Source organism: Trinickia sp. LjRoot230 (assembly GCF_964253315.1).
In the GTDB taxonomy this organism is placed as follows: Bacteria; Pseudomonadota; Gammaproteobacteria; order Burkholderiales; family Burkholderiaceae; genus Trinickia.
On record NZ_CAXUQX020000001.1, the window covers coordinates 1,179,611 to 1,200,126 of the forward strand.

Annotated in this window: 16 protein-coding genes, 3 tRNA genes and 1 pseudogene; 8 read left to right on the plus strand and 12 right to left on the minus strand. The window is 62.4% G+C overall.

Going from position 1 to position 20,516, the window contains the following annotated elements; all coding sequences use genetic code 11:
• Positions 1 to 6 precede the first annotated feature (6 nt).
• The 7 genes from guaD to ACSQ20_RS05620 form a co-directional block, all read right to left on the minus strand.
• Positions 7 to 1,338: a guanine deaminase gene (guaD, locus tag ACSQ20_RS05590; protein WP_436018181.1), complete on the minus strand. Its 1,332-nt coding sequence runs from the start codon at positions 1,336 to 1,338 to the stop codon at positions 7 to 9.
• Positions 1,335 to 2,396 (minus strand): adenosine deaminase, encoded by a 1,062-nt coding sequence (locus ACSQ20_RS05595; RefSeq protein WP_436018182.1) that lies wholly within the window; start codon positions 2,394 to 2,396, stop codon positions 1,335 to 1,337. The genes guaD and ACSQ20_RS05595 overlap by 4 nt, the downstream gene beginning before the upstream one ends.
• Positions 2,377 to 3,510 (minus strand): xanthine dehydrogenase accessory protein XdhC, encoded by a 1,134-nt coding sequence (xdhC, locus tag ACSQ20_RS05600; RefSeq protein WP_436018183.1) that lies wholly within the window; start codon positions 3,508 to 3,510, stop codon positions 2,377 to 2,379. The genes ACSQ20_RS05595 and xdhC overlap by 20 nt, the downstream gene beginning before the upstream one ends.
• A gap of 14 nt (positions 3,511 to 3,524) precedes the next feature.
• Positions 3,525 to 5,990 (minus strand): xanthine dehydrogenase molybdopterin binding subunit, encoded by a 2,466-nt coding sequence (xdhB, locus tag ACSQ20_RS05605; RefSeq protein ID WP_436018184.1) that lies wholly within the window; start codon positions 5,988 to 5,990, stop codon positions 3,525 to 3,527.
• Positions 5,990 to 7,522 (minus strand): xanthine dehydrogenase small subunit, encoded by a 1,533-nt coding sequence (gene xdhA, locus ACSQ20_RS05610; protein ID WP_436018185.1) that lies wholly within the window; start codon positions 7,520 to 7,522, stop codon positions 5,990 to 5,992. The genes xdhB and xdhA overlap by 1 nt, the downstream gene beginning before the upstream one ends.
• A gap of 261 nt (positions 7,523 to 7,783) precedes the next feature.
• Positions 7,784 to 8,302 (minus strand): disulfide bond formation protein B, encoded by a 519-nt coding sequence (locus ACSQ20_RS05615; protein WP_436018186.1) that lies wholly within the window; start codon positions 8,300 to 8,302, stop codon positions 7,784 to 7,786.
• A 101-nt stretch (positions 8,303 to 8,403) separates the two neighbouring features.
• Positions 8,404 to 9,783, minus strand: a complete 1,380-nt coding sequence (locus ACSQ20_RS05620; protein WP_436018187.1) for an amidase — start codon at positions 9,781 to 9,783, stop codon at positions 8,404 to 8,406.
• Positions 9,784 to 10,094: 311 nt separating this feature from the next.
• On the opposite strand from ACSQ20_RS05620, the gene ACSQ20_RS05625 reads away from it, so the two are divergent.
• Positions 10,095 to 11,357, plus strand: a complete 1,263-nt coding sequence (locus tag ACSQ20_RS05625; RefSeq protein ID WP_436018188.1) for a gamma-glutamyl-gamma-aminobutyrate hydrolase family protein — start codon at positions 10,095 to 10,097, stop codon at positions 11,355 to 11,357.
• Positions 11,358 to 11,669: 312 nt separating this feature from the next.
• On the plus strand, positions 11,670 to 12,575 hold the full coding sequence (locus ACSQ20_RS05630) for a hypothetical protein (RefSeq protein WP_436018189.1): 906 nt from the start codon (positions 11,670 to 11,672) through the stop codon (positions 12,573 to 12,575).
• A gap of 62 nt (positions 12,576 to 12,637) precedes the next feature.
• On the opposite strand, the gene ACSQ20_RS05635 is transcribed toward ACSQ20_RS05630, so the two are convergent.
• Positions 12,638 to 12,877 (minus strand): hypothetical protein, encoded by a 240-nt coding sequence (locus tag ACSQ20_RS05635; RefSeq protein WP_436018190.1) that lies wholly within the window; start codon positions 12,875 to 12,877, stop codon positions 12,638 to 12,640.
• A 344-nt stretch (positions 12,878 to 13,221) separates the two neighbouring features.
• Here ACSQ20_RS05635 and ACSQ20_RS05640 point away from each other — a divergent pair.
• The 3 genes from ACSQ20_RS05640 to ACSQ20_RS05650 all read left to right on the plus strand — a co-directional run bounded on the left by ACSQ20_RS05640 (position 13,222) and on the right by ACSQ20_RS05650 (position 13,665).
• Positions 13,222 to 13,297 (plus strand) — tRNA-Gly (locus tag ACSQ20_RS05640).
• Between the two features lie 70 nt (positions 13,298 to 13,367).
• A tRNA-Gly gene (locus ACSQ20_RS05645) sits at positions 13,368 to 13,443 on the plus strand.
• A gap of 148 nt (positions 13,444 to 13,591) precedes the next feature.
• Positions 13,592 to 13,665: transfer RNA gene (locus ACSQ20_RS05650), tRNA-Cys, on the plus strand.
• A gap of 94 nt (positions 13,666 to 13,759) precedes the next feature.
• Here the strand turns inward: ACSQ20_RS05650 and ACSQ20_RS05655 are convergent.
• Positions 13,760 to 15,295, minus strand: coding sequence for a hypothetical protein (locus ACSQ20_RS05655; protein ID WP_436018191.1), 1,536 nt, complete (start codon positions 15,293 to 15,295; stop codon positions 13,760 to 13,762).
• 109 nt (positions 15,296 to 15,404) lie between these two features.
• Between ACSQ20_RS05655 and ACSQ20_RS05660 the strand changes: the two are divergent.
• The 3 genes and pseudogenes from ACSQ20_RS05660 to ACSQ20_RS05670 all read left to right on the plus strand — a co-directional run.
• Positions 15,405 to 15,567: pseudogene (locus ACSQ20_RS05660) on the plus strand (ester cyclase); the annotation flags it as partial.
• A 283-nt stretch (positions 15,568 to 15,850) separates the two neighbouring features.
• The gene (gene asnB / locus ACSQ20_RS05665) at positions 15,851 to 17,818 is read left to right on the plus strand and encodes an asparagine synthase (glutamine-hydrolyzing) (RefSeq protein WP_436018192.1); all 1,968 of its coding nucleotides are present in this window, start codon (positions 15,851 to 15,853) and stop codon (positions 17,816 to 17,818) included.
• 67 nt (positions 17,819 to 17,885) lie between these two features.
• Positions 17,886 to 18,365, plus strand: a complete 480-nt coding sequence (locus ACSQ20_RS05670; protein ID WP_436018193.1) for a GNAT family N-acetyltransferase — start codon at positions 17,886 to 17,888, stop codon at positions 18,363 to 18,365.
• Here the strand turns inward: ACSQ20_RS05670 and ACSQ20_RS05675 are convergent.
• From ACSQ20_RS05675 to ACSQ20_RS05685, 3 genes are all read right to left on the minus strand, one after another.
• Positions 18,362 to 19,261, minus strand: a complete 900-nt coding sequence (locus ACSQ20_RS05675) for a cytochrome c oxidase assembly protein (RefSeq protein ID WP_436018194.1) — start codon at positions 19,259 to 19,261, stop codon at positions 18,362 to 18,364. The genes ACSQ20_RS05670 and ACSQ20_RS05675 overlap by 4 nt on opposite strands.
• Positions 19,262 to 19,276: 15 nt before the next feature.
• A complete protein-coding gene (locus tag ACSQ20_RS05680; protein WP_436018195.1) occupies positions 19,277 to 19,744 on the minus strand; it encodes a copper chaperone PCu(A)C in 468 nt (155 codons plus the stop codon).
• 63 nt (positions 19,745 to 19,807) lie between these two features.
• Positions 19,808 to 20,440 (minus strand): SCO family protein, encoded by a 633-nt coding sequence (locus ACSQ20_RS05685; protein ID WP_436018196.1) that lies wholly within the window; start codon positions 20,438 to 20,440, stop codon positions 19,808 to 19,810.
• Positions 20,441 to 20,516: the final 76 nt, after the last annotated feature.

Here is a 20,516-nt window from a genome sequence, read left to right on the forward strand (position 1 = left end):
CGGCGCTCAATGCCGGCGCTTCGCATCGCGGCGATGAACGCAATGGCCCGCCGAATAAGTTTCGAACACCGTGCGATCGTCGCCGAGCAACGCCAACGCGAACAGCCACTCTTCGAGCGATTCGGCACGCTCGGTCCGGCGGGCGACAAGCGGCGTCGCTTGCGGGTCAAGCACGACGAAATCAGCTTCCGCTTGCGGGGCCAATGTGCCGATCGTATCGGCCAGGCCAAGCGCCTGGGCGGCACCCGCCGTCGCAAGCCAAAACATGCGCGTGGCGCTCAGGTGATGTCCAGCCAGACGCGCGACCTTGTGCGCTTCGTTCATCGTCCGCAACATCGAGAACGAGGTGCCGCCCCCGACATCGGTGCCGAGCGCCACCGCCATGCCTTGCTCGCTCGCTTTGGCAACGTCGAAAAGCCCGCTGCCAAGAAACAGGTTGGACGTTGGGCAGTGAGACGCCACGGCGCCGGTTTGCGCCATGCGCGTGCGATCCTCGTCGTCGAAATGGATGCAGTGCCCGTAGACGGCGCGGGGGCGCAGCAGTCCGTACCGATCGTAGACGTCGAGATAGCTGCGATGCCCGGGGTACAACTGCGCGACCCATTTCACTTCGTCGACGTTTTCGGCTACATGCGTCTGGATAAACACGTCTGGATGCGCTTTCGCGAGCGTGCCGCACGCTTCGAGCTGCGCCGGCGTGGACGTTGGCGCGAAACGCGGCGTCAGCGCGTAGAGCTGTCTTCCGCGGCCGTGCCAGCGCTCGATCAGCTCGGCGCTGTCGTCGTAACCCGATTGCGCCGTGTCGCGCAGGAACTCAGGGCAGTTGCGGTCCATCAACACCTTGCCGGCGATCATGCGGAGGTTACGCGCCTCGCTCGCCGCAAAAAATGCGTCTGCCGATTGCTTGTGAACGGTGCAATAGACGAGCGCTGTGGTCGTTCCACAAGCGAGCAGTTCATCGAGGAAGAAATCCGCCGTTTCGCGTGCGTAGGCGCCTTCGATGAAGCGCCGTTCGGTCGGGAACGTGTAGCGTTCGAGCCACGGCAGCAGGCCGGGCGCCGGCGAAGCGATCATGTCCGTTTGCGGATAGTGCAAGTGCGTGTCGATGAAACCCGGCACGATCAACTTGCCGCGCAAGTCTCGCAGTTCGGTGGTGGGCGTCAGTTGTGCGGCGAGCGCTGCGTAGCTCCCGTTCGCGACGACATGTCCATCTTCGACAATCAGCAGCCCGTCTTCCTCGAAGTGGGTTGCCGCGGCCGAGCGTTCAGGGTCGCCCGCGAAGCCCAGCAACTTGGCGCGATAGGCGACGCGCTGCGCGGTATGTGCGTGTCGGCTCATGATGGGCTTCGGGCATCCCCGGGCTTTCCGGTACTTCCAGCGTGCCAATGCGCATCGAGCTGCGCAATCATCGCGTTGCGTTCGGCTGGCGTGACGAACGACGCTTCGAAGCCGTTGCGCAAGATCGCATAGAGCGCCGCATCGGACAACGCCAGCGCATCCGCAGCGGCGAGATAGTTCGCGTTGACGTAGCCGCCGAAATACGCCGGATCGTCAGAATTGATCGTCACCGCCACGCCGCGCTCCAGCAGCGTCTTGAGCGTATGGTGTTTCATGTCGTCGAACACGCGCAGCTTCAGATTCGAAAGCGGGCAGACCGTCAACGCAATGCGCGTGTTGGCGAGCCGGGTCACGAGCGATGGGTCCTCGATGCTGCGCACGCCATGGTCGATGCGCTCGACTTGCAAAAGATCAAGCGCTTCGTCAATGTACGCAGGGGGCCCCTCTTCGCCCGCGTGCGCGACACGCTTCAAGCCGCGCGTGCGTGCCTTGGCAAACACGCGCTCGAATTTCGACGGCGGATGGCCGCGCTCCGACGAGTCGAGGCCGATGCCGATCAGCCGGTGCGCGTAAGCGTCGAAAAGCGGCAGCGCCGATTCGAACGTGGCGAGCGCATCGTCTTCCGAAAGATGTCGCAAGAAGCATAGGATCATCTTGCTCGAAAACCCGCGTGGCTCGGCTTCGGCCAGCGCACGCTCGATGCCGGCGACAACGGTTGCAATCGGCACGCCGCGTTCGGTATGCGTCTGCGGATCGAAGAAGATTTCGGCATGGATGACGCCGTCGGCACGCGCGCGCTCGACGTACGCCGCGGTCATTTCGTAGAAGTCGTCTTCGGTGCGCAGCACGCTTGCGCCGGCGTAATAAATATCGAGGAATGACTGCAAGTCGGTGAACGCGTAAGCGGCGCGCAGCGCTTCGATCGAATCGTATGGCAGCGCCACGCCGTTGCGCTTCGCGAGTTTGAAGATCAACTCGGGTTCGAGCGAGCCTTCGATATGCAGGTGCAGTTCGGCCTTCGGGGCGCCGGCTATTTTTTTAGCGAATGTCGGAGTCATGGTCGGTCGATGGGGAAAAGGAGAGAGTGGCCGAGCTTGGCACGTCGGCCGCGGTGCGGCCGCTGCGGTTCGCCTCGACGGTGCGCAGCAGTTGCGCGGCGACCGCGATCGCAATCACTTCGGGGGACTTGTCGGCAATGCCCTCGATGCCGATCGGGCAGGCCATTCGCGCGAGCCGCGCAGGATCGATGCCGCGGGCGGCGAGCCGATGCTCGAATTGTCGCCGCTTGGTGCGCGAGCCGATCATGCCGAAAAACGCAAAGTCGCCGCGCCGCAAGATACGCTCGGCCAGCGCGAGATCGCGCGCGTGGTTGTGTGTCATCACGATGAAATAGCTATCGGGCCCGGCTTCGTCCACGGCTTCGTCCGGTGCGTCGTTCGCGTCCACCTCAACGTTGGTCAGATCGTGCAAAGCGGCCGGCAACAGGTGCTGCGCAAACTGCGCATCGCGCTCGTCGACCCATCGCACGCGGCACGGCAGCGTCGCCAGCACACGCACGAGTGCCGCGCCCACGTGCCCCGCGCCGAAGAGCACGACCGAAAATTCGCGCGGCACGATGGTTTCGGTCAAGAGTGCCGCCAGCCCCGCCGGTGATACGCCGTCCTGGTTCCCTGCGGGCGCTTTGCCTTGTCGTTCGTCGAAACCCGCGCCGTCCCAGAGCAAACAGTCGGGCGTCGCGCAACCCGGCTCGCCTTCGGTGAGCAGCACCGGGTCCGCGCTCGGACCAAACGACACGCTGCGCACGCTCGCTTGCCCCGCGGCGAGCCGCTTGGCTAGCGTGGCCACCCAACCGAGGTCGCTGACATCGAGGCGCTCGAACGCCAGCACGACAGCGCCGCCGCAACACTGTCCGAGGCTCGGCCCCAACGCCATGCGCTCGAGGCGGCGCATGCGTGGTCGGCGCACCCCGTCGCGCAGCACTTCGCGTGCGATTTCGATCGCGCGCCATTCGAGGTGTCCGCCGCCAATCGTATGACGCGCCGTATCACGCGTGACGATCATCTTCGTGCCGGCTTCGCGCGGGGCGGAGCCTTCGACGCGCGCGACCGTCACCAGCACGACCGTATCGCCATGAGCGAGTAGCTGTTGCAGATCGGACAACCAGGCTTGCATGCGGTATCGGTCCTTTAAGCGGATGCCGCGCCGGCGACGTGCCCGGGCACTGCATCCTGGTCACCGCACTCGGTGGCAGCCGGCGGGTCGATCGGGGTTCGCTCCTCGCGAGCGTTTGCTCGGGTTTCGCTTGCAGCCAGCGCGGAGATAGCGGCGAGAATGGCCTCAGGTGTCGCCGGCGCGTTCAGGGGGGGGGCTTCGCTCGCGCCGGGCACCGCGGCCGCGACCGCGTCACGAATGGCGAGGAGGACCGAAAACGCTAGCAGCAGCGGCGGCTCGCCCACCGCTTTGGAGCGGAACACGGTCGGCTCGGTGTTCTGATTGCGGTAAAGCGCCACGTTAAAAACGGCCGGCGCATCGCTTATCGCGGGGATTTTGTAAGTCGACGGCGCATGCGTCATGAGCCGGCCGTTGGCGTCCCACCAGAGCTCTTCCGTCGTCAGCCAGCCCATGCCCTGAATGAAGCCGCCTTCGACCTGGCCGATGTCGATTGCCGGATTGATCGACTGGCCCGCGTCGTGCAGCACATCGGCACGCAAAAGCTTCCATTCCCCCGTCAGTGTATCGATGACGACTTCCGAGACGGCCGCCCCGTAAGCGAAGTAGTAAAACGGGTGCCCGGTCAGTGTCTTGCCATCCCAATGCACTTTCGGCGTGGCATAAAAACCGTCCGACCACAGTTGCACGCGCGCCAGATACGCTTGGTCGACGAGTTGCGCAAACGGCAGCGATGTACCGTTGAGCGTCACCATCGCGTGCTCGAACCGAACATCGTGCGGCTCGCCGCCCAAGCGTTGCGCGGCCAGTGTCGCGAGCCGCGCGCGGATGGTTTGCGCAGCGGCCTCGGCGGCCTTGCCGTTCAGATCGCTGCCGGTGGAGGCCGCCGTTGCCGATGTGTTCGCCACCTTCGACGTATCGGTTGCGCTGACGCGTACCTGTGACAGCGGCAGGCCAAAGGTATGCGCGACCACTTGCGCCACCTTCGTGTTGAGCCCCTGGCCCATCTCGGTGCCGCCATGATTGACGAGAACCGAGCCATCTCGATAAACGTGCACCAGTGCGCCAGCCTGGTTCAGAAACGGCACGTTGAACGAGATGCCGAACTTGACCGGCGTGATGGCAATCCCGCGCTTAAGTACCGGGCTCGTCGCGTTGAACGCCGCAATCGCGGCGCGGCGCGCGCGATACGCGCTGGTTTCGAGCAATTGCTCGGTGAGCGGCACGAGCAAGTTGTCTTCGACGCGCTGGCCGTAGGGCGTGAGATCGCGCTCGCCGACGCCGTAGTAGTTCGCGCACCGCACGTCGAGCGGATCGCGGCCGAGTTCGCGTGCGATGCTGTCGATCATGATCTCGGTGACGAGCGCGCCTTGTGGGCCCCCGAACCCGCGAAACGCGGTATTCGACTGCGTGTTCGTCTTGCAGCAAAGCGCAACGATGTCGACATCGGAAAGGTAATAGGCGTTGTCGGCGTGACAGACGGCGCGGGTGGCCACGGCGCCGGACAGATCGGCCGAATAGCCGGCGCGCAACGCAATTTCGATCCGTGCTCCGAGGATGCGGCCATCGTCGTCGAAGCCGACGTCGTAACGATAGACGGCATCATGCCGTTTGCCGGTGATCAGAAAGTCGTCGTCGCGATCGACTCGCAATTTCACCGGGCGCTTGAGCCGAAACGCGGCGAGTGCTGCCACGCAGGCGAACACCGCCGACTGCGATTCCTTTCCGCCAAAACCGCCGCCCATGCGGCGGCATTCGCAGATCACGCTATGCGCGGGCCATCCGAGCATATGGGCGACGAGCTGCTGCATTTCGCTGGGATGCTGCGTCGAACTGTAGACAAGCATCCCCGCGTTTTCCTTGGGCACGGCATAGGCGATTTGCCCTTCGAGGTAGAACTGCTCTTGTCCGCCCACTTCGAATTCGCCTTGCAACCGGTGCGGCGCCGATGCGATTTTCGCTGTTGGGTTGCCTCGGCTCAGATGCAACGGCGGCAGCACGTATTGTTGGCGTGCGTGTGCGGCTGCCGCTGTCAGTACTGCTTCGAGTGGCTCGTAGCGAACGACGTCGTCGCTTGTGGCGAGTGCGGCGGCTCGCCTCGCCAGCTCGCGGGTGGTGGCCACGACTGCGTACACGGGCTGTCCAACATAAAGAACGGTGCCCTCGGCGAGGATCGGATCGTCATGCAGTACTGGGCCGCAGTTGTTTTCGCCGGGAATATCGGCGGCCGTCAGCACCGCGACGACGCCGGGCGCCGCCCGCACGGCCGCGAGATCAACCGAAACGATGCGCGCATGCGCGTGTCGCGACAGGCCCAACGCGACATGCAGCGTGCCGGCCAACTCGGGAAGATCGTCGGTGTACGCGGCCTCGCCGCTCACATGCAATTCGGCCGATTCATGCGGCAATGCGGCGCCGATTACGGCATCGAGTGCCGCGGCGGTGCCGTTCGGGTTCAGCGAGGTATCGGTTCGGCGGTTCATCACGACTCCTTCGCTGACAAACATTCATCGCTGAACGCGAATGGGTCCAACTCGTCGCGCGAGAGCGGCGCTTCGTCACGCGTTTCCAGATGAAAACGCCAAAGCAGATTGGCGGCGACTTGCGTGCGATAGCCGCTCGATGCTCGCATGTCGGTGAGCGGGGCGTAGTCGTCGGCAAGTGCGGCCATCGCGCGTCGTGCGCTTGGCTCGTCCCATGGCGAGCCTACGAGCATGGCTTCGGCGTGCGGTGCGCGTTTCGGTGTCGCTGCCATGCCGCCGAACGCGATGCGTGCTGATTCGATCTTGCCGTTCGCGATTTCGATCGCGAATGCGCTGCACACGGCAGAGATGTCCTGGTCGTAGCGCTTCGACACCTTGTAGGTACGAAAGCGCAGATCGGAACGCGTGCGCGGTATGCGCACGGCGGCGAGAAATTCGCCGGGTTCGAGCGCCGTTTTCTGATAGCCGAGATAAAACGCTTCGAGCGGCATCGTGCGCGAGACGTCCGCGCGACGCAGGACCACTTGCGCGTCGAGTGCAATGAGCGCGGGCATCGAATCGCCGATCGGCGAGCCGTTGGCCACGTTCCCGCCGAGCGTGCCCGCATTGCGGATCGGCAGCGACGCGAACCGCTTCGCGAGTTCGGCTAGATCGGGATAATCGGCCACGAGCGCCGCGTAAGCATCTTCGAGCGAAACGGCCGCGCCGATCGTTAGCATCGATGCGTCGCGTTCGATCGTTTTGAGTTCGGGGACATTGCCGATGTACAGTAAATCATCAAGCGTGCGTAGTTGCTTCGTCACCCACAATCCGACGTCGGTGTTGCCCGCTACCACACTCGCCTTCGGATGCGCGGCACGCAGCGCGGCCAATGCATCGAGCGTGACGGGTGCGCGGAATGTCGTCGTCCCGAAGCCTGGGCCTCGCGTGTCGGGGCCGGTGTATTCGAACGTATCGGTGCGCTGAATACGTTGCAACGCGTCGATGATCGGAGCGCGGTCGAGCTTCGCGCGCGGTTCGCGCGTTGCATCGAACATCGTTCGCGCGGCATCGATGATCGGACGATAACCGGTGCAACGGCACAGGTTGCCCGACAGTGCGGTGGTGATCTGCTCGCGCGAGGGCGTCTCGGCATGGTCGGGGTGGTTTTCGTAAAGTGCCCACATCGACATCGCGAAGCCCGGAGTGCAAAAACCGCATTGCGATGCGTGACATTCGACCAGCGCTTGCTGCACGGGGTGCAGCAAGCCGTTGGCTGCGCGTAGATCCTCGATGGTGAAAACGGCGCGCGAGTCGAGCGTTGGCAGAAATTGGATGCATGCGTTGACGGCCTTGAGACTCAGCCCGCCTTGTTGTCCAAGTTCGCCCACGACGATCGTGCATGCGCCGCAATCGCCTTCGGCGCAGCCTTCCTTGGTGCCGGTGCAGTGCAAGTCTTCGCGCAGATGCTCGAGCACGGTGCGCGTGGCAGGGGCGTCATGTACTTCGTGAATCGCCCCGCGGTAATAGAAGCGGATGGGATGCGTTGTCATAGCCGAATCCTGAATGGTGCGGATCAGGCGCGCGTTACGCGTCAGGCCCGGCAACAGCCGGTTTCGCGCACGTGGATCGCCATCCAAGACAAACGATAGCACCGCCATAAGCGGTTAGGATCGCTTAGCACTGATGCGCGCTATCAGCGCATTCATAAGTACGATGCGCGGCGCGTGCGGAAGTTGCAAGCGCCGCGTGCTTACGCTGTTTTTGTGCCAAGCCGATGCTTTGGCGCTATTTTCGCGAGACCCTCGGATCGCTCAGATGGCGTTCAAACGCCGCTTGCCGCGGCGCGCCCACAGGCTTGCCACGACTGACAGCAACACCAGTGCAAAGGCGATCAGCGCCCAGCCGGGCAGCAAAATGCCCAGTATCGGCGGATAGACCGTTTCGCACAGCCCGGCCACCTTGAACACGGCAGGCAGCCAATGCGCGGGGGGCAGACCATCGACGACGGGCTGTAGCGCATCGAAGCCGCAACTAAAGCCAGGATTGAGCTGGATGAAGAGATGGCGTGCCGCCGTGGCGATGCCGGCCACCGCAACGAGCGCGATCAGTGTTTCGAATACGGCAACGGCGCGCCAGCCCCGGCGCGTGGCGCCCGCAAACGCGAATACCGCGATCAGAATGAAGAAATAGCGCTGGATGATGCAAAGCGGGCAGGGGTCCTCTCCCTTCGCAAATTGGAGGTAGAGCGCGCCGCCGACCAAGCCGAGGCACACGAGGCCGAGCAAAGCCAGCAGTCGGCGTTCGCGGCGCAGCGAAAGTGAGTCGTTCATGAAGCGAGGGCTCCAAAGGGACAAACCGCCAATTCTAGTGCGCTTTCACAGAACAAGCTGGCTGTAAGGCGAGAGCCTCGGTTGCGATTGCCGATTGCCGACTAGCGAATCGAGTCGAGCACGCGTTCGACGGCGCGCGCCGTGCGGATCAGCGCATCGTCACCGAGCGGCGCCGCGGCCAGCATCAGGCCGACCGGCGCATCGCCTCGCGCATGACACGGCAGCGAGAACGCACAGGCGTCGAGCACGTTGAAGGCACTGGGGTTGCGCAATACGAGCGCATTGAGTTGCGCGTAACGTGCGTCGTCGCGCTCGCAATCTGCCACGCGCGGCGGCACGATCGGCACGGTGGGCGCCACGATGGCGTCCACATGCTGCCAAAGCGTTTGCTGCGCCGCTTCCAGCAGCGCGGCGCGCTCGGCTATCAGATCGAGATAGTCGGTCGCGCGGGCGTTCTCGCCTTTGAGAATGCGAGCGAGCACGCGCGGATCATATTGTTCGCGCCGCGCGGCAATCAACGAACGGTGCCAGGCGTACGCTTCCATTGCGGAAAAGCCGAACCGGTTGATCTCCGGTAGACGCTCCAAAGGCGCAAAGCGCACGTCGGAGAGAATCGCGCCTGCTGCTTCGAGATGCTTGAGCGCTCGGTCGAGGGCGGCCGCGACGGGCGCCTCGATGTCGTCGGTGACGTAGTGCGTGAGTACGCCGAGGCGCAGCCCTTCCAACTGGCGCGGCGCCGGCAGACGCGGCTCTAGACCCGCGAGAATCCGATCGACGAGCGCGCAGCATGCGACTGATACGCCGATCGGACCGAACGAGTCGAGCGTCGTGGAAAGCGGAACGGCGCCTTGGCGAGGAATGCGGGATGCGGTCGGTTTGAAGCCCGTCAAGCCGCACAGGGCGGCCGGGATGCGCAGGGAGCCGCCTGTATCGCTGCCGAGTGCCGCGGCGGCCATGCCGTCGGCGACCGACGCCGCCGCGCCCGATGACGAGCCGCCCGCGATGCGCTCGTTGCCCGGTTCATGGCGCCGGTACGGCGAGAGCGGCGTGCCGTAGTGCGGGTTCAGGCCGAGCCCCGAAAACGCGAACTCGGTCATGTTGGTGCGACCGATGATGACAGCGCCAGCTCGACGCAGCCGCGCCACGACGGGGGCATCGGCGGCTGCCGGCGCCGCGTCGGCGAGAACGCGCGAGCCGGCACAGGTGGTCTGGCCAGCAACGTCGAATAAATCTTTGACCGAAATCGGAATGCCTGCGAGCGGCGAAAGCACGGTGCCTGCGGCACGCAGGCGATCGTGTGCGTCGGCGGCGGCGCGAGCGGCATCGGCGGATACGTGCACAAAGACGGTCGAACCCTGGCCCGCGGGGTCGCCGATTCGCTCGAGCGCGGCTTCGACGAGTAAGCGGCTCGTCGCCTTGCCGGAGGCGAGTTCGTCGGCAAGCCGGGCAAGCGGCGGGAACGGGGTGAAATCGATAGCCATGGGGCGAATGGAGTGTTGGTCGAAGCGATTGTCAGGTGCGCTTCAGGCGTGCGCGTATAGAGACGTGGATAAGACGTCAGTCGCCGAACTGCACGCAACGCGGCGGCGCGCGGCCAGCATCACGCATTGTAGCTGCCGCATATTGCCGGCGCACGTGAGGCTGGCCGAACCGCTTCATATAGGGTATCAGCGCGGTGCTTGGCGTAATCGGACAGCATGATCGCGAACAGCGATTGGCGCGACTTCGCACGCTGGCGGATAATGGGGCTTCTTCCACGCTTTGCGTGCGACGCGCGCTTGTCCCAATCGTCATGAGCGAAACTCCGCCACCGAACGCGGGCCGTGCCGGCTCCGATTCCTCCGCTGTCTCTTCGAGCGATTCCTTCAGTACGCCGCAAGCACCCGCTGCGGGGCAATCGGCCGCAGGGGCGGATGCTGCCGCCCGGGCGTCGAGCGATACGCTCGAGAGCGCATCTGCGGTTGCGCCGGCGTCAGCGCCTGAGGCTTCGCCGCAAACGACGGCCCAGGAGGCCGGAGTCGCGCGTGCGAGCGCCGCTCGCGAGACGGCTCAGCAGGAAGCGGCGGTGCGTAGCGGCGCGGCGGCGCCCGGTATTCCGCCACCCGGTTTTGGCGCGCCGCCCGATTTCGACGTGACGCGTCCACCGCCGGCAAGTGCTGTGCCGCCTCCGTCGCGGCCGGCCTATTTGAAGCACAACGATTCGCCGTGGAGCGTGTTCGGCCGTACGATCGCGGCGCGCGCGCGCATGCTGTTCGACCGGGCGGGGCAGCGCATTACGCAGCGAACGTTACGCATCGGCGTATCGGCGCGCATCTTCCACCCGGAACCCGGTGCCATCGGCCTGCGCGGCAAAACATTGCAATATCTCGAGGAGTCCGTGGCGCATTGGGTCATGTCGCGCGACGTCATGGTTTTCATGATTCCGACCGTTGGCCATCAGGGCATGCTGCATCCAAGCAACATCCGGCTGCGCGATTACGCAAAGCATCTTGACGGTCTGCTGCTGCAAGGCGGTGCCGATGTTTCGCCGCAAACCTACGCCGCAACGGAGACCCGCGCCGAATGGCCGGGCGACCGCGTGCGCGATATGTACGAGCTCGAGTTGCTGCACGAGTTCATCGAATCGGGCAAGCCGGTGCTAGGCATCTGCCGTGGGTGCCAACTGATCAACGTCGCGTTCGGCGGCACGCTTTATCAGGACATCGCCACCGAGGTGCCGACGGCGGGCATTCACGTGAATGAGCATTACGACCAACATCGGCATTCGGTTCGATTTCCCGATGGCTCGACGCTCGTCAACATGTTTCCGGGCCAGCGCGAAGCGCTCGTCAACTCGATTCACCACCAAGCGGTAAAAACGCTTGGGCGAGATTTGAACGTGGAGGCGGTGTCGTCCAGCGATGGATTGATCGAGGCTGTGCGCTACCGCCGCGCGCCGTTCGTGACGGGGGTGCAATGGCACCCCGAGTTTCATCGCGCGGGCGGCCCCGAGTTGCTCGATTGCACGCCGCTGCTCGACAGCTTCTTGCGGGCCGCGCGCGAAACACGGTTCTAATCGATGCGGGGGCTGATCGAGTTGTTTATCGATTAGCTCATCGAGTCGTTCAGTTTCGCAGCGATCGGTCTGCAGGCGAAGTGCTGCTCGAAGGTCCTCGGCAGGCACGCCGTCTGGTTTCGCATCAGACGCTTGCCCCGCCTGTCCATATCAACCTCTTCGAACCTCTCTTCCTGGTTTCGTGTAGCCAACGTGCCCGCTCACGGGACACTTCGTTTTCGCGTGACATCCATCGCGGCGATCGTTCGCGTTCCTTTATCGCTAGCTCTATATTTCGAGGCAACCCACAATATCTGCGAGGAGAAACTGAACATGGGTAGCATCAGTGACGTTACATCGTCGGGAGGTTTCCCGAACAATTTGCCCGGCGATCCATCGGGCGCCGGCACACAACCCCAACAACAGGTGTCGCCCGACGCGCCTGCGGTATTTTTATCATCGAGTGGCACACCGCCGGCACGGGCGCCTGGTCAACATGCAAATGCATCATTCCGAGCCGCCGGACGTCAAGCGGCAGCAGACCGGGCCCCTTACGAACAAGTACTATCGACGCTGGACGCAATTGGCTTTCGTGCTGACCACGTCGACGAAATTATTCACAAGCGACCCGTTGATGCAATGTCGACGCTGGATATCCTGGCGCAGGTTACGGGCGTCTCAGAGCCGGTCGGCATCAATTTACGTCACTACCTGACCCCTTCCCAGTTGGTTATGCTCGCGGCGAGTTGCGGCGCGAGTGGCCTGCGAGCGATCGACTTGTACAGGAACGAGTTGGGCGGCCACTTGCTCCCCAAGGTGGTCGAGGAGTTGGCCAAATATGGTAATGGGTTCGAGCCGTCGCTGTCATATAGGCCCGAAAAGTTGGTACAAATTGCCGCAATGCACGGCCCCGAAGCGTTGACTGCGCTGCGCGAGCACAGCGAGAAGCTGCAGGATTTTGGCTGCACACAGTTTGTGCTTGCCGAGGTTGCGCACCAGGGCGGCGCGGATTCGATCGAGGCACTGCTTGCTTTTCATACGGCAGTACATGGCGGCCACCCTTTTTCGCTCGACGAGCTGGCCGGAATAGCCGCGAAGGACGACGATGCGCTTCGGACACTGCAACACCTGGTGCAGGAACAACGGACCGATTTTACGGGAATGTCCAAGCTGGACATTCTTAGGAGAATCGGGTTCGACGAACTCGACGTCCCTGCCGCTGCAAGGATGAACTCATGATCGCGCTAGCGCTTAAGATCTAGCTTTGATCCACTTAGCGGCATAGTCGAACATGTTCCGCGTCACATTGGAGTAAGCCGAGGCAGGCTTCGCTCAACCGGTGCAGGGTATCTTGCCGGTGGTTGCACCTTCGATGGCGATAAAACCCGTGTCACGGCCGGCTCGGGGTTCGGCTTATAGAGCGCCGTGTCGGTTTGGCCTAGATGCTGATCAGTCGGATTGGATTGCGCGAAGACGTTCGCAATGGCCAACGCGAACAATAGGCAAAGCGACACGACGAACGACAGGGCTACCTGTTTCATGATGGCCTCGCTGACGAACCGCAGGTGATGTAATTCGTGGCGGAAGCGCTTTTTTGGGGGAGGAGAACTCCTCATTCAACTGATGTCTTGCCGCCGCACGTTAGTTATCGTTATGGCTTGCACTACGTTATAGACGCGGCCGCTTGGCGCCCGCTCGCACGGTTCCGTAGTAACGGGGCAGCGCATCACGTACGAGCTACTGGCATTGCAACGAGACGCCGCCCTTGATGGCGCGCGGACACGCCGCGACAAAGGTGTTGACATGATTCGGTGGGTTCTACATAATCTCGCTTCTTCGGTGCGCTGGCGTTTTTAAGCGAGCTGATGCAAGCCTTAAGCAGACTGCGGGAGTAGCTCAGTTGGTAGAGCGCAACCTTGCCAAGGTTGAGGTCGCGAGTTCGAGACTCGTCTCCCGCTCCAGTTTTGCAGTGTGCAGTTTTTGTAAGTCCGTCAGAGTGTTTGGCCAAAGCGTGGTCAAAGCAGGGTCAAAGCGGGAGTAGCTCAGTTGGTAGAGCGCAACCTTGCCAAGGTTGAGGTCGCGAGTTCGAGACTCGTCTCCCGCTCCAATATTGAGGGAAGCTCAGCTTCCCTTTTTGTTTAGTGTTGTTAGTGGCCGAACGTGCCGCTAACTCTGCATCGACAGAAACACAGAAAATAGAATCTGCGAATCGTTGTGCCCCGCAAGGGTGACGATGGTCCGAAAAACCCGCTTACGGCGCGATAGCAAAGCGGTTATGCAGCGGCCTGCAAAGCCGTGTAGGCCGGTTCGACTCCGGCTCGCGCCTCCAGACAAAGAAAAGCCCTGATCCGTCAGGGCTTTTCTTTGTCTGCGCGCAGTCGGGGCTCGGATACATGAACGCCTCCCGCTTTGTGATCGGTCGCTCACTCCGATTCTTTCGCAGCTTCTTCGAGCGCGGCCGACGCACCGTGAGAGCGGCTCGCCATTGAGATGATTGTTGCTTTGTCGATTCCACGAGCCGTCAACTTCGAATGGAGATCCTTGACGCGCCGCAGTATCTGGCTTCCGCCTCTATGAGCCGCAATGTTGATTATGTCTGCGGTGTCGTAGTCTAATCGCTTGAAATCCGGATAAAAATCGACCATCTTCTGTAGCGCCTGAGCGCCGCCCTCGTTGGCCGCCACCCTTACAATCCCCGCGCGCTCGTACCTGAGCTTTTGCAACTCCGGGTGGAGCGCCACTAACTTGACCAGCGCTCGAGCGGCACCGGCATTCGTTGCGATTCGTACGATATCGTCGCGGGTGTATTCATAGTCACGGCTCGTCAGTGTTTCGTGAAGTTCGAACACGACCTGGAGGCTCTGCGCGCCTCCTTTTTTTGCGGCGATTCTGACGATATCGGTTGATTCGTATCCGAGCCGCCTCAATGCGGTATGGAGACGATTCACGGCTGCCAAGGCTTGCGCCGCGCCTTCCTTGCTGGCGATGCGGAGGATGTCCATCGCATCGTAGCCTTTCGCTTTGAGAGATGCATCCAGTTCGCACAGCGTCTCCAGCGCTTGTGCTCCCCCATTGTTGCTGGCGACATTGACCATATCGGCCGGGGCGTAATCCAATTCCTCAAGTTTGTCGCGCAAGCGGATAAGAGCCATTAGCGCTTGCGCGCCTCCGGCGTTGTTCGCTATCCGGATAATGTCGGCGTGGTTTAACCCGAGCCCTATGGCGGTCTTGTGATGTTTGATCACTGCTTGTAGTGCGAGCGCACCGCCGATATTGCTGGCGACCCTCGTGATATCGGCAGGCTCGTAGCCGAGCTTGACCAACTGCTCGTGAAGTGCAATGCGCTCGTGGAGCGCCTTTGCGCCGCCAGGTATGCTCGCGATCTTGACTACGTCTGCGTGGCTGCATCTCAGTTGCGTGAGCGCTCCGTGATAAATGCGCACGTGCTCGAGTGCCTGAGCGCCCCCGTTATTTGCGGCGATTGCGATGAGCTGAGACGGCTTATAGCCGAGATCGCAAAGTTCAATATAGTGGTTTCGAAGCGCGCGGAACGCTTGTGTGGCACCGTTGTTCGTTGCGATTTTAACGATATCGGCTTTGCTCAGGCGGCAGGGCGGCCCTGTCAATTCAGCGTGCTGATCGTCCAGATAAGCCAGCGTGAGATGTCCTCCCTTGGTCGCGCGAATGGCTTCTATTTGCGACCTGTCGAGGCCCAGCGGATTGCCCGGCGAGCCGCTTGCGCCTTGTGTAGCTGGCGATTGGCTATACGAGAACGAGGCCGCATGCCTCGCACTGGAACGACTGCTCTGTGACGCAGACATGATCCCGCTGAGTCGGGGATCCGGAAGCTGATCCGTTGACGGAGATACCTTACTCGGGGCGCCCGCATCAGCATCGGAAACGGGTTCGCCGGTATCGACAGGCCGATGTTCGGCGGGTGTTCTGATATGCGAGTTCATCATGGGCGCCGAGCCACGAGGAAATTGACGATACTAAATTTTTGGTCAAACTCTCGTGGCAAACAGCGAAGCTTCGTAGATCTATGCGAACTGACTGCCATTTGCAAGCGCCAACTCGGGCCCGTTCGTTGGTGACAATGTCAAATACAACGGCCAACGAATTGGCTTGTCGGGCTACCGTCAGATGTTCGAAAGAGATTCCGTGAAATTCCGGATCTGCGCTTCGAGATTCATCTGCTCATTTGGACCCGCCATATATCGCCGCGCCACTCGCAAACATTGCGCGCTTTGCAAGTACCCCGTTTTTTTTGCGACTTTTGATGAAATTTTCCGATGGTCGCGAACCAAAAACCATTCATCGGATCAGTCGCTTTAACGCCTTTCTGTCAAGCTTCTGACCTACGCTGCGTCGCTCGCCGTTGCACAGACGGTCTTTCATCCGGCCTACGCGATTATTCGCGAATATTTTCTCCGTAGCATGTACGGACGATATGGCGTCTTCTTGTTCAATATGCAAGAAACGCCTTGCTTGACCATTCCAACGGATGACGACATATGTGCGGAATCGCCGGGTTTTGGACCCGAACCGCATTCGAGCAGCAGGCGGCCCGTGCCACGCTTGCACGAATGACGGACAGCGTCGCGCACCGTGGCCCCGACGATGCGGGCGCGTGGCTCGATTTGGCCGCAGGTGTTGCGCTTGGCCATCGGCGGCTCGCGATCATCGACCTGTCTGCAAACGGCCATCAGCCGATGCTCTCCGAGTGCGGCCGCTACGTAATGACGTTCAACGGGGAAATCTACAACTTCCGCCAACTGCGCAGCGCGCTCGAAGCCGAAGGCCGTGCACCGGCATGGCGCGGCCATTCCGATACCGAGGTCTTGCTCGCGGCGTTCGCCGCGTGGGGGATCGACCGCACACTGCAGCGTGCGGTCGGCATGTTCGCACTCGCACTGTGGAACCGCGAGTCGCGCGTACTGACACTAGCGCGCGACCGCATGGGTGAAAAGCCGCTCTATTACGCGCGAGTCGGCGATACCCTGGTATTCGGCTCCGAGCTCAAGGCGCTGCGCACGTTTCCGGGCTTCGACGGCCGCGACATCGATCGCGATGCGCTATGCCTGTATTTGCGCTATGCATGCGTGCCCGCGCCGCATACGATCTATGCCAACGTGCGCAAGTTGCCGCCCGGCTCCTACGTGCAGATCGAAACGCCTGATATCTGGCCCATGCCGCGCCGCTACTGGTCGCTCGATCGGGCGATCGAGCAAGGTCGCGCCAATCCGTTCGAAGGCGATGCCGATGCGGCCGAGGCCCAACTTGATACGCTGCTGCGCGAGGCCACCGCTGGGCAGATGATTGCGGATGCGCCGCTTGGTGCATTCTTGTCCGGCGGCGTGGATTCCTCGCTGATCGTCTCGCTGATGCAGGCGCAATCCGCGCAGCCGGTGCGTACGTTCACCGTCGGCTTCGAGGATGCCGGCTATGACGAAGCTGGCCACGCCAAGGCGGTCGCGAAGCATCTGGGCACCGAGCACACGGAAATCGTCGTGACCGCCGCACATGCACTCGATCTCGTGCCGAAAATGCCGTCGGTGTACGACGAGCCGTTTGCCGACGCTTCGCAAATTCCCACGCTGGCCGTCGCGGGAACGACGCAGCGCCACGTGAAGGTGGCGCTGTCCGGCGACGGCGGCGACGAACTGTTCGGTGGCTATACGCGCTACTTTCTCGCTCCGCGTCTGTGGAGCCGCCTGCGACGCGTGCCGTTGCCGATACGCGGACGGATTGCCGCCGCGTTGCTCGCGCTACGGCCGGACCATGCCGATCAATTCGCGGCGTTCATCCAAGGCGCGTGGCCGTCCGGGGCGCGCGAGGGACCGCCTCGCGTCGGCGAGCGGCTGCACAAGCTCGCCCACGTGATGACGGCCGAAAGCCGCACCGACTTGTACCGTCTTCTGATGTCGTCGATTCAGCACCCTGAGCGGTTGGCGCTCGCGGGCCGCGAACCGTCGACGCGTGTCGATTTGCCCGGAGCGTGGCCGGCGGGCCTCTCGTTCGCCGAGCAGGCGATGTCGGTCGATGCGCAGACCTATCTGCCGGACGATATCCTGGCGAAAGTCGATCGCGCGGCGATGGCGGTGAGCCTCGAGACACGCATGCCGTTTCTCGACCATCGCGTCGTGGAATTCGCCTGGCGGCTGCCAGCCTCGCTGCGAATACCCGATGGCCAGCCGAAATGGCTGCTGCGCCGGCTGCTCCATCGCTACATACCGGGCGAGTTGATCGACCGGCCGAAGCAGGGCTTTTGCGCACCCGTCGGCGACTGGCTGCGTGGCGCATTGCGCGACTGGGCGCAGGCGCTGCTCGAACCCTCGCGGCTGCGCGATGAAGGCTTTTTCGATGCGGCGCGCGTCGAGCGGCTCTGGCGAGCGCATCTTGCCGGACGCATGAACTGCCAACACGCGCTATGGACCGTGCTGATGTTTCAAGCTTGGTTCGAGGCCCAGCGTAACAGTTGAAGGGTTTCAATCACGCCTGGCGCACGCGATAATCGCCGAATCTCCAAGCCCGCGCGTTTCGTCTTCAATGACCACTGACTCATCCCGCACGACACTGCAGGACCTCGAATGGCGCTGGAAGCATTTCAACGAGCTCGCGCCGCTCGAGGTGTACGACATACTCGCCGCACGCAACGACGTCTTTGTCGTAGAGCAGCGTTGTATCTATGCGGACGTTGACGGCCTCGACAAGGTCGCCTGGCATTTGCTCGCCTATGCGAATGGCAACGTGCTGGCGGGATATCTGCGCGTACTGTTGCCCGACGCGCACGAGAGTGACATACGCATCGGGCGCGTGCTGACGACTGCGGCATTTCGCGGTATCGGCCTCGGCCGCGCGATGTTCGATCGTGTACTTCCGTTGATAGCCGCCCGCTGGCCCGACACGGCGATCAGTCTGCACGCGCAGGCGCATTTGCAGACGTTTTACGGGGCGTTCGGATTCGAGCCGGCGTCTGAGGTCCACGACGACGACGGCATACCGCACATCTGGATGCGCTCGGCTTAGACCGGTTTGGGTTTGGGTTTGGGTTTGGGTTTGGGTTTGGGTTTGGGTTTGAGTTCGAGTCTCGGTTGGCTTGCGCGTTCGCCGAGCAGACGCGCGCGAGCTGAGAGCCGCATCCAGTGACGCAGCGCAATCAGCGCGCCGATTACGCTCATCATCGAACCGGGTATCCAGATCAGCAGTCCGCCGATTTGTTGATCGCGCATCGGGCTGAGCCACGTGAATGCGCGGCCGCAAATCGAGTAAATCGGATAAAGCTCGCGCGGCGTGAAGAAGATCATTGCACCGAGCACGATCTGCGGTGGAATAGCCGCGATCACCATCATGACGCGTCGGCCCGGCGCGAGCCGCGCAGGCGGCGCCGGCCGCGGATCGAGCACGAGCCACCAAAACAGCAGCCCGTCTATCGCCATGCTCCAATTCATCAGGCGATAAAGGCGCCAATCAAGCATCGCCTTGAAATGAATTGGCGATAGCAGCCAAAAATAAATCAGGCCGACGAACAGCAAGACCGCGATGACGGGATGAAACACCGTATTGCACACGATGCGCATCGGCTTGGCTCGCATCGCCGGATTGACGAAGCGTTGGCGCCAGCGAAACGGAATGCCGGCGCGCAGCGCCGCTCCCGGATACGACCACGCGATAAAGAACGGCCCGAGATGATGCAGCACGAGATGCTGCAGGCGATGCATGAAGAATTCGTGCTCGAAGTAATAGTCGAGCCGCGTGTGCAAAGCGATATAAAGCGCGACGAGGCCAAACCAGAACGACACGGAGCGCAGCGGCGAGACGCGCGCATGCCGCGCGCCGCGCAAGAAAAGAACAGCAGCACCGGCGATCACGATGACGACGCTCGGCGAAGGCTCCCACGGTTCGAGCCAATACAACACGTTCATCGCGCGGTAATGGGTCTATTTCGCCTGGGCGGGCGACTTGACGATAAACGGCGTGTCGAGCGTCGTGCCGTCCGAGAACTGCATCCGCAGATGCACGGTGCCGCCGGGGGCGATTTTGTGCGTCGCGTCTTCAAGCATGAAGTGATAGCCGCCCGGCGCAACCTTGAGCGCGCCATGAGCGGGTACGGTGGCTTTCTCGACCATCACCATCTGCGAGGTCGAGCCGTTCGAAATGGTTTGATGAAGCATGACGCTGCCGTAGTCGGGGCTCGACGTCATCGTCAGATCGACGGGCTTGTCGCCGTTGTTCGTCAGCGTGACATAGCCGGCGGCCGGCAGCTTGTTGGGCAGCCAGCGTACCCATGCGTCGGCTGCCTGCACTGTGGGGGCACCTGAGGCGTGCGCCGTCGCGGCCGCGAAGAAAGACGCGAAGCTGAAGGCGGCCGCGCAAATTGCGGGGAGGGGGATCGATTGTCGTTTCATCGTCGGGATAGTCCTCGATTGTTTGTAAGCTGCTTTCAGAACGGTTAGAGCAGTTCGGGCGCCTCAACCTTCACCTTCGACGACGCGGGCGACGTCATGAGCGATTGCATCGGGCGAATCATGGTCTGTCGCAAGCAGGCGCGCACGACCTCGAGCGTCGAAAATGTAGACGGCCGAACTATGCGTGACCTCGTAATTGCCCTTGGGGTCACGCTTTTCCATCTGATAAGCGACGCGGTAGCGCCGCGCAAGCGATTCGACCTGGCGATCGGTGCCCGTCAGGCCACGCACATGTTGCGCGTCGAATGCGCCCACATAGTCGTGCAGCGCCTGCGGCGAGTCGCGTGCCGGGTCGACCGAAATGAACAGGATGCGGACCTTGGCTGCATCTTTGTCGTTAAGCTTCGCCAATACCTGCATCAGGCGTGCCATCGTTTCGGGGCAGACGTCGGGGCAATGCGTGTAACCGAAATAGACGAGCGTCGTTTGCCCCTGGAACGTCGAGGCGTCGACGGGTCTGCCGTCGTCGGCCGTCAGCGCGAAGCGCAAATCCGGCAAGTGTCCGGTCACGTTGGTCAATTGCCAAGGCGCGCCGCTTTGCGAGCACGCGGCGACGAGTAGCGCGACACTCGCTGCGGCGAGCCGCGACATGAACCGGCGTGCAACAGATGTTTTCGACGATTTCGACAGCGTCATGCTTACGCAATGAGACGATGCATCAATGTTCGGAAGTCGCTGCATCCAAAAACTCGATGGGGCGGATTAAGCGGTA